The sequence below is a fragment of the Limosilactobacillus pontis DSM 8475 genome, from assembly GCF_001435345.1.
Taxonomy (GTDB): Bacteria; Bacillota; Bacilli; order Lactobacillales; family Lactobacillaceae; genus Limosilactobacillus; species Limosilactobacillus pontis.
The window spans coordinates 62,532-71,395 of record NZ_AZGO01000026.1; the positions used below are offsets into that span (position 1 = coordinate 62,532).

Annotated in this window: 11 protein-coding genes; 7 read left to right on the forward strand and 4 right to left on the reverse strand. The window is 56.0% G+C overall.

The features are described 5' to 3' along the window. Positions 1-171 precede the first annotated feature (171 nt). Entirely contained in the window at positions 172-2,001 is a 1,830-nt protein-coding gene (locus FD34_RS01810) for a monovalent cation:proton antiporter family protein (protein ID WP_057806224.1), read from the forward strand. Between the two features lie 84 nt (positions 2,002-2,085). Here FD34_RS01810 and FD34_RS08545 read toward each other — a convergent pair whose 3' ends face one another. Beyond that, entirely contained in the window at positions 2,086-2,262 is a 177-nt protein-coding gene (locus FD34_RS08545; protein ID WP_152936746.1) for a hypothetical protein, read from the reverse strand. Positions 2,263-2,277: 15 nt separating this feature from the next. Beyond that, positions 2,278-3,171, reverse strand: coding sequence for an Rpn family recombination-promoting nuclease/putative transposase (locus FD34_RS01815; protein WP_057806226.1), 894 nt, complete (start codon positions 3,169-3,171; stop codon positions 2,278-2,280). A 96-nt stretch (positions 3,172-3,267) separates the two neighbouring features. Between FD34_RS01815 and FD34_RS01820 the strand changes: the two genes are divergently transcribed. The 4 genes from FD34_RS01820 to FD34_RS01835 all read left to right on the forward strand — a co-directional run bounded on the left by FD34_RS01820 (position 3,268) and on the right by FD34_RS01835 (position 6,244). Further along, positions 3,268-3,453 (forward strand): 2-hydroxymuconate tautomerase, encoded by a 186-nt coding sequence (locus FD34_RS01820; protein ID WP_057806227.1) that lies wholly within the window; start codon positions 3,268-3,270, stop codon positions 3,451-3,453. Between the two features lie 114 nt (positions 3,454-3,567). Then, positions 3,568-5,073, forward strand: a complete 1,506-nt coding sequence (gene glpK, locus FD34_RS01825) for a glycerol kinase GlpK (protein WP_057806230.1) — start codon at positions 3,568-3,570, stop codon at positions 5,071-5,073. A gap of 13 nt (positions 5,074-5,086) precedes the next feature. Beyond that, positions 5,087-5,593 (forward strand): hypothetical protein, encoded by a 507-nt coding sequence (locus tag FD34_RS01830; protein WP_057806236.1) that lies wholly within the window; start codon positions 5,087-5,089, stop codon positions 5,591-5,593. Next, the gene (locus FD34_RS01835; RefSeq protein WP_057806238.1) at positions 5,594-6,244 is read left to right on the forward strand and encodes an HAD family hydrolase; all 651 of its coding nucleotides are present in this window, start codon (positions 5,594-5,596) and stop codon (positions 6,242-6,244) included. 49 nt (positions 6,245-6,293) lie between these two features. On the opposite strand, the gene FD34_RS01840 is transcribed toward FD34_RS01835, so the two are convergent. Next, positions 6,294-6,533, reverse strand: a complete 240-nt coding sequence (locus tag FD34_RS01840) for a hypothetical protein (RefSeq protein ID WP_057806240.1) — start codon at positions 6,531-6,533, stop codon at positions 6,294-6,296. Between the two features lie 19 nt (positions 6,534-6,552). Further along, complete coding sequence (locus tag FD34_RS01845) at positions 6,553-7,125, reverse strand: sigma-70 RNA polymerase sigma factor region 4 domain-containing protein (protein ID WP_057806242.1); 573 nt, start codon at positions 7,123-7,125, stop codon at positions 6,553-6,555. A gap of 217 nt (positions 7,126-7,342) precedes the next feature. On the opposite strand from FD34_RS01845, the gene FD34_RS08660 reads away from it, so the two are divergent. After that, positions 7,343-8,056: a hypothetical protein gene (locus FD34_RS08660; RefSeq protein ID WP_191980190.1), complete on the forward strand. Its 714-nt coding sequence runs from the start codon at positions 7,343-7,345 to the stop codon at positions 8,054-8,056. 213 nt (positions 8,057-8,269) lie between these two features. Continuing rightward, positions 8,270-8,566, forward strand: a complete 297-nt coding sequence (locus tag FD34_RS01855; RefSeq protein WP_268872032.1) for a transcriptional regulator — start codon at positions 8,270-8,272, stop codon at positions 8,564-8,566. Positions 8,567-8,864: the final 298 nt, after the last annotated feature.

Here is an 8,864-nt window from a genome sequence, read left to right on the forward strand (position 1 = left end):
AAAAGCTCCTCTGAAAAGTATTGTTGGTAACGTTTACATATATAAATTATAACGCTTTTCCGTAAAAATTACGACGTCTCAATAGTTTATCTGAAAACTTAATGATTTTCAAGTCACTGGGCCTGGTATATAATAGGAAAGGTTATTTTTAATGAATAGGAAGCGAACGTGATGGAACAATTATCCCTCCTGATTGTGATGGTGGCGGCTCTGCTGATCCCGCTGGTGATGGCACGTTTCAACATCTCCAGTGTCCCGACAGCTGTGGCCGAGATTGTGACCGGGATCATCCTTGGCAAGAGCCTTTTCAACGTTGTGACGACGACTGAGGCGCTCAGCCTGATGTCGACGCTGGGGGTCATGATGCTGATGTTTCTGTCAGGGATGGAAATCAACTTTGACCTCTTCAAGAAGCAGCCGGGGGCGGCCCCGAACCCGAAGTCGCCGGTCAACCTGGCGGGGCAGGCGTTCGGCCTGGTCATCGTCAGCGCGGCCGTCTTGGGGATCATCCTCAACCAGATCGGCCTCTTTCACGACGTCTTTTTGGCAACGATCCTCTTTTCGACCGTCGCCCTGGGCGTGGTGATTGCGACCCTTAAGGAAAAGGAAATTCTCGGCCGGCCGGCAGGGCAGACGATCCTGCTGACCGCGGTCCTCGGGGAGGTCGTGCCGATGCTGGCTCTGACGATCTACGCCTCGCTCAACGGGGGAAACGCTAGCCGGCTTTGGCTGATCATCCTCCTCTTTCTGGCGGCGATCGTCCTCCTGCGCCGGTTCAAGCAGCCCTTCATCTGGTTCAACAAGATCTCCAAGGCGACCACCCAGCTGGACATCCGGCTGGCCTTCTTCCTGATCTTCATCCTGGTGACCATTGCCGAGCGGGTCGGCGCCGAAAACATCCTCGGGGCTTTTTTGGCGGGGATGGTCATGAAGCTGCTCGAACCCAGTGAGGCCACCCAGGAGAAGCTGACTTCGATCGGCTACGGCTTCCTGATCCCGTTCTTCTTCATTATGACCGGGGTTAAGCTCAACATCCGCCAGCTCTTCGCCAACCCGCGGGCCCTGGCCCTGATCCCGATCCTGGTGGCCTGCTTCGTCCTGGCCAAGCTGCCGACGATGCTGATCTTCAGCCGGCGCTTTAACCGGCGGAACTCGTTTGCCGGGAGCTTCCTGACCGTGACGACGATCACCCTGGTCCTGCCGTCCCTGCAGGTGGCCCGCAACCTCCACGCCATCACCAGCACCCAGTCCGATGCCTTCGTGCTGGCGGCGGTAATCGTCTGCATCATTGGCCCGATCGTCTTCAACTCGACCTACAAGCTGGAAAAGGCGGACCTGATCAAGCAGCGGGTCGTCATCCTGGGCGCAAACACGGTGACGGTGCCGATCGCCCAGCAACTCTCCAAGAACTGGTACGTGATTCGGATGGTGACCGACAGCGAGGAGAACTACAAGACCTTCAACTCCGAGGTCCGCGACCTGGCCTACCTGGCGAAGGTCGATGAGACAACTCTGGACCAGGGGAATTACTTTGACACCGATATCCTGGTGGTTGCCTTCCTAAACGACCGGAAGAACGCCCGCCTGGCCCTCCTGGCGAAGAAGCACGGGGTCAGCCGGGTGATCGCCAGTCAGGAGAGCCCAAACGTCGACCAACGACGGCTTACCAGTCTGAAGACGGCGGAGGTTGAAATCTTCAACTCCTTCAACGTTGAGACCAGCGTCATGCGGTCGATGATCGAAAGCCCATCGATCATCGACCTGCTGACCGACACCGAGGCCGGCCTGTTCGAGGCCACCGTCCGCAACCAGCGCTACGCCGGGCGGGAGCTCCACACCCTGCCGTTTATCGACAAGATCACGGTCAGCCGAATCTACCGCAACCACAAGCCAATCTCGCCGCACGGGGACACGATCCTCGAGCTGGGCGACCACATCCTCTTCACCGGCGCTCATGGCGAAGCGGAGGCGGCCCGCAATGAGCTGCGGCGGAAGAATTAATTTAAATAGGTAAAGGCCTACTCGCGACGAACGGGTAGACCTTTTTTGATGTCTTCAGTTTTGCCTGGTAGCTTCCTGATATTGTTACTCCGCCTCGGTGACGGCGGTGTGCATGTAGGTGGTCAGAAAGTCGATGACCTCCTGCTTGGAGTAGCCCAGCCCGATCAGGCCGTTGATCAGCTTGAGGTGGTTTTCTTTGATAGTGGCTGCTTTGGCCTCCCGTAGTTCGTATTCACGGTCTATCTCGCACAGTGCTTTCATGGTAAACACCCCATTTTAATTTCGCAGTGCTTGCTGGTAATAGCCTTTGGCTTGTTCGCGGGAAACCTTCATGACGTTGGTGAAGAAAGAGATAATCTGTTCCTCAGACAAGCCCTGACAAATTAGTCCGTCGGCCATCTGCACAAGAGTCATGTTGATACCTTGGCTCTGTCCCAATTTAACACCTTTTTTGACGCCCTTTTTAACGCCCTTATCCGTGGCTTCCTTTAACTCATACTCGTGATCCATTTCGTATAATGACAGTCGCATAAAGTCCGCCCTCCATTCCTTGTTGTGCTTGACCGCAGCAATCTTCTTCTTTAATTTTACCCCAAATTCATCCGCCTGCCCACTGTCGCGGTGCGCCACCAGGTCCAGCAGAGTCTGCAAGCGGGGTGGGACCTCATGGCGGGGGCTAGTGGCGTTCAGGTAGATGTCCGTCGCCCCGTCTAGGACCCGGTAGTCGGGAAACTCGTTGAGGTGCTTGTTGACACTGTAGAACTGGGCGCCTAGCTTGAAGGGGTCGAAGCAGCAGATGAAGATCACGTAGGAGTTGTTGGCGTCGTGGTAGTTGGCGCCCTTGTCGTAGGCGTCTAGCGCGTTCATCACCTGGTAGTAGCGGACCCGCTGGGCGAGGTTGTGGTGGTCGGCCACCTGCATCTCGATGTCGTAGCGGTTGTCGTGCTCGTCGGTGGTGTAGATGTCGAAGCGGCCCCCCTTGGCATCGTTGGTCGGACTGACCTCCTGTTGGGTCTGGGGTGGGGCCAGCCGCGCAATCGTCAGGTCGGGTAGGATGCTGCGGATGACGGCCAGGCAGATCGCCGGGTCACTCATCACCTTGCTAAAGACGAAATCGTTCTCCAGGCCGGCACTGGACCAGGCCCGCGCGGCACGTTCAAGTCGGTTCATGCGCATTCCTCCTTCTATAATATAAGTACGGAGAAACTGTTGTTGCCGTCCTTTCTATGGTAGAATTTAGTAAAAATAAATAAGGAGGGGCACAACATGCCATTAGTACATATCGACTTAATCGAAGGCCGGAGCGAGGAACAACTGAAGGGGCTCGTCAAGGACGTGACCGCGGCGATCTCCAAGAACGCCAATGTTCCAGCTGAACGGGTGCACATTGTTCTCAACGAAATGAAGAAGGACCGCTACAGCGTTGGCGGCAAGATGGTTAGCGATAACTAAACTTCCTGATGGCCACCCGGAATCTTTCCGGTGGCCTTTTTTGCGTGCTTGACGTGGCCCGGAAGCCCGATTACGAGCGGTATGGGTCCCTTAACAGCGAAAGGATGAACGAGATTGAACGAGCAACAATATATCATGGCAATTGACGAGGGGACGACCAGCTCCCGGGCCATCATCTTCAACCACGACGGCAACAAGGTGGGGATGAGCCAGCAGGAGTTCCCCCAGTACTTCCCGCAGCCGGGCTGGGTGGAGCACGACGCCACCGAGATCTGGGATAGTGTCCAGACGGTGATGTCGGATGTGATGATCAAGACCCAGATCAAGCCGTATAAGATCGCCGCCATCGGGATCACCAACCAGCGGGAGACGACGGTCATTTGGGATCGCCACACCGGTCAGCCGATCTACCACGCGATCGTCTGGCAGTCCAAGCAGACCAGCGACATCGCCGAGCGGCTGATCGCCGACGGTTACAAGAAGATGATCCACGATAAGACGGGGCTGGTGATTGACTCCTACTTCGCCGCCACCAAGATCAAGTGGATCCTCGACCGGGTCCCGGGTGCCCGGGAGAAGGCAGCGCGTGGTGACCTGCTCTTCGGGACAATCGACACCTGGCTGATCTGGAAGCTGACCGGGGGCCGGGTTCACGCCACCGACGTCACCAACGCCAGCCGGACGATGCTCTTCAACATCCACACTCTCGACTGGGACCAGGACATCCTGGACCTACTCGACATCCCGCGGGCGATCCTGCCGGAGGTCAAGGAGAGCTCGGCCATCTACGGCTACACCGGGGACTTCACCTTCTACGGGGTCCAGATTCCGATCGCCGGGATCGCCGGGGACCAGCAGGCGGCCCTCTTCGGCCAGGCCGCCTATGAGGAGGGCTCGGTCAAGAACACCTACGGGACCGGGGCCTTCATTGTCATGAACACCGGCCTCACGCCGACCCTGTCCGACAACGGCCTGCTGACGACGATCGCCTATGGGCTCGACGGCAAGATCCACTACGCCCTGGAGGGGAGCATCTTCGTGGCCGGGTCCGCCGTCCAGTGGCTCCGCGACGGTCTACAGTTCTTCACCCACGCCAGCGAGTCCGAAAAGCTGGCCGTATCCGCTAAGACGACCGGCGGGGTCTACGTCGTGCCGGCCTTCACCGGGCTGGGCGCCCCTTACTGGGATCAGGAGGTCCGCGGGGCGATGTTTGGCCTGACCCGGGGGACCGACCGCGGCCAGGTGATCCGGGCGACCCTGGAGGCGATTGCCTACCAGACCCGGGACGTCGTTGACACGATGGTCAAGGACACCCAGCTGCCCCTGTCGGCCCTGACGGTGAACGGGGGTGCCTCGCGCAACGACTTTCTGATGCAATTCCAGGCCGACATCCTGCAGACGCCGATCAAACGGGCGGCGATGGAGGAGACGACGGCGCTGGGGGCGGCCTTCCTCGCCGGGTTGGCTGTCGACTACTGGGCCGACCAGGACGAGCTGCGCACGCTCTCCAAGATCGGCGACGAGTTTGCTCCTCTGATGGGCCAGGAGGAGGCCAACCGGATCTACGGCGGCTGGCAGCAGGCCATCAAGGCGGCCCAATTCTTCAGTCACGGAAAATAACGGAGATTTAACTATGAACAGACAAGAACAGACGAACATCATCAATGACCTTGCCACATTTGTCAAAGACCACCGGGAGGACCAGTTCGACGACCATGAGTCCTTCTACTACGAGCTCCTCAAGCAGTGGCGTGAGCTGAGCCGCTTCAGCATGGACGGCGCCGACCCGGCCAGCCGCGACCTCTACGACCGCTACTGGGCGGCGATGGGCCAGTGGCACCAGCGCTTCGTGGCGGAGCAGGATCGGATTGTCAATCCAACACCGATGCCCGGCCCGACCCTTCAGGAGGAGTACGAGGCCCTGATCGCCGAGCTGGCGGACGAGATCATCGGCGACCTGCCCCGGCCAGCATCGGCGGCGGTCATCCGGATCGACGACTTTGCCCGGCGGTTGAACCTCCAGCTCCAGGAAATGGAGGACCTCTACACGGACGTGCTGACGCCGATCGACCTCCTCTTACTGGTGGAATATTGGCGAATGGTTGATCAAGCTGTACAAGCAAAGGAAGGGAACGAGTAGATGCAAGGAGCAATCTTAAACGTCAACGGAATCATCACCGACCTGGACCGCCGCCAGTTTGCGGCCTGGCAGAAGGTCGCCATGTACGAGTACGGGATGGGCCTGCCGGGTAAGCTGGCTGGGGACTTCAAAGGCCTCGACCGCAACGCTGCCCTCGACCGGGTACTGAACCGCTTCAACGCCAAAGCCGATAAGGACGGGCGCCAGGAGTTACTGGCCGAGCAGGACCGCTTCTACGGTCAGGTCCTGGCCGAATTGAGCGAAGACGACCTGGTACCGGGGATCAAGCGGTTGCTGGTCGCCCTCTACGACCACTACGTCAAGCTGGCGATCAACGCCCCCGCGGGCCACGGGGATGAGATCAGCAGGCAACTAAAGCTGGATGAATTCATCGACGCGGTGGGAAGCGAAGATAACGCGGTACAGCCATACCAGTCCCTGGTCACTCAACTGGACGTACCGGCTACCGGTTGCATCGCCCTGGTTACCAATAAGGCGGACCTGCAGGCAGCGACGGCGGCCCGGCTGACGACGATTGGGGTCGGGGATGCCAGCTCGCTGGCGGACGTCGACTACCGGGTCAGCCAGGTAGGCGACCTGCGCTACCAGATGCTGGAAAAGGTGTGGGAAGATACCCACGAGGATAAGTAAATGAATAGCGGGTGAAAATCAACCGTCAGTAGTTGATTTTCACCCGCTTTTAATGTTGCAGCCACTCCTGAAGAAAATCGCGGAGCTGGGCCGCATCCTCCCTGGTCAGGGAATAAGTATTATCGTGGCCGACCCCGGCGAAGTCGACGTTGGTCAGGAGAACGTCCAGCCGTGGTTCGGCCGGATCCCGGTAGACGCTGAGTTCGTTGGTGCAGCCGTCGTCGCGATCTTCACCCCGGTAGCGGGAGTGAAACCAGGCCGGTGTCGATGTGGTTTGATGCTGATTCACGCTATCACCTCAGGGGCGATTATACCATGTTTGGCCAGTCCTTTCCCAGGCGGCGAGCGGTAGCGATCAACTGTTTCTTCCATTGAAAGACCGCTTGGCGGGAGACCCCGCAGTGCTTAGCGATCGCCGTGTCGCTCCGGTAACGGTCCTGGAGGGCGAGGAGGAGGTAGCGGCGGGCTGGTGCACCCGAATGTCGCCAGAGCTCGTCGAAGAAGGCGGCGTTGGTCAGCCGGCTGAAGGGGAGCTGGGCCCGGCCATCAACCAGGTCGGCGTCCGCGGGGGTCGCCGCCTGGTCGAGGGAGTATTGGCGGCATTCGATGGCCAGTTGCTGGTGGCGGAGGATGTCGAGGAGACGCCAGCGGATCTTCCGGTAAGCATAGGACATCATTCGGCGCTTCTCCAGCGGGGTCGTCAGTGGGCCTGAGTAATCGGCGTAGACCTCAGCGAAGATCATGCAGCCCTCCTGGAAGAGGTCGGGGTAGTCGTCGCGGTGGACGGGGATGCCGAGCCCCTTGAGGACGCCGTGGACGAGCCGAACGTGGTCGTCCTGGTAGAGGAAGTCGAAGCCATCTTGAATTGTCTGTTTGGTCATTGGAAATCACCTGTATTCGATAGATTCCCAAGCGCGCTTGAGTGTCCCTAGCTTACTAGACAGAGATTGATGATGCGAATTTGAAAATAGTCGTGATTAAACGAAAAAATGATTGACAGGGGTTAAATTTACCGATATCTTATTATTCGAGGTAAGCGCTTACTATTTTACTTATGGTTACGATTATTTTAAAAATTATGCATGGGGAGTAGAGTAAATGAAGAAGACCAAGTTTATAGATTTGACTAAGATGGACAAACTTCGGATTGACGAAGAGACGGGTGCCTTTCACCCAAACTGGGACAATACGATTCTGATGACCGCCTATGACGCTGAACGGACCTTCCTCCTGACGAGGGACGGCCGGAACTTGCTCCTTACTCAGCCGCTTCGCGATGTTTTGCATTGCTTTGCCCGTGACAATGATATCGATGAGTATGAGCGTCAGGCGATCTATAAAATGGTCGGTGCCCATAAGGGGCGCGGATATATTGCCGGCCACCACCGATTGGTACCGACCCACGGGACGACTAACGCAAACGTGGTGTACTACATGGCCCACTGGCTCGATGGGAATGGGACCTCAGCCAACGGCCAGCTGATGATTGCCTCCTTCCACGGACGCAAGCGAATCTACCGTATCAGCATTGATACCAGTCTTAAGACCCTTGATCGCCTGCTTAAGGCCGCTAATCAGGCGGCATCGTGTCAGCTAGATGGGCTGGACTGGCTAATGTACAACTACGGGGTCAAAACGGTTAACAAGAAGAAAAGTGTTCGCTATCACCATAATATTCGTGATAAGTGCCGGTGCGCTCACCACCGGATCCAGTGTGCCTGGATGATTACGCTGATTCGGCATATCCTGAGTGACTACCTCAGTGAGGAGGAAATCAGGGAAATTATCAAGAAAATCAAAAGAAATATCTAAAAGACAAAGTTTTCCGGACAAAACGTGTTCAATAGTCTAGCAGGCGGTTATAATAGGGGTATGAAGTAGGACAAATAGGATAGGATTGGAGTGTTACCCATGACAGAATGCAAATTTCATAGTGGAATTGATTACTCGTTAAGGATTCTTCAGGATAATCGGCAGCCAACCCTGGTCTTCTGACTAGGTTTCCGGCCGCTGATCCTGGAGGAGCTGCACCAGTTGGTTCCTGAGCTGTCTGGTGACGATCTCAAGGCTGAGCTGGCTAAGTTGCAAAACCTGCGGATCGCCAACCCAGTAAAGGACACCGATAACTGCTACTCCCTGACTAAGGAGGGGGATGATTTTCGTCAGTTAATGATCTCACTGAGTATCTGGGGTAAGCAGCAGATGAACGATGACGAAAACAAGGTTAGCTCGCTGATTGTGGAGCCTGAGACCAATGCTAAACTGAGCGAATTGGTCAAATACAACAAATTCTTGCGGGAGCACATCAATTACGATGAATAGATTAAAAATGGGACACCGCTGATTGAAGTAAGTTCAGTCAGCGGTGTTTTGTGTCCGTAAGCGGCAAAATTTATAATCGAGTTGTCAAAAATTTTGGAAGATAAAATAGACTTCTAGAAAGCTGATATCTCCCTATTTGTTAATTTAAGAATATGAAGTTTTTATGAAAATTGCCCTTGACGGCGGTAAAGATTGTTGTCATACTATTTAGTGTGAAACTAAAAGATTTTTTAAAGTTTTGATAAGGCAGATTGCAAGAAATAACTTGAACGAATTTAGTGACGTAGATTAAGCAAGA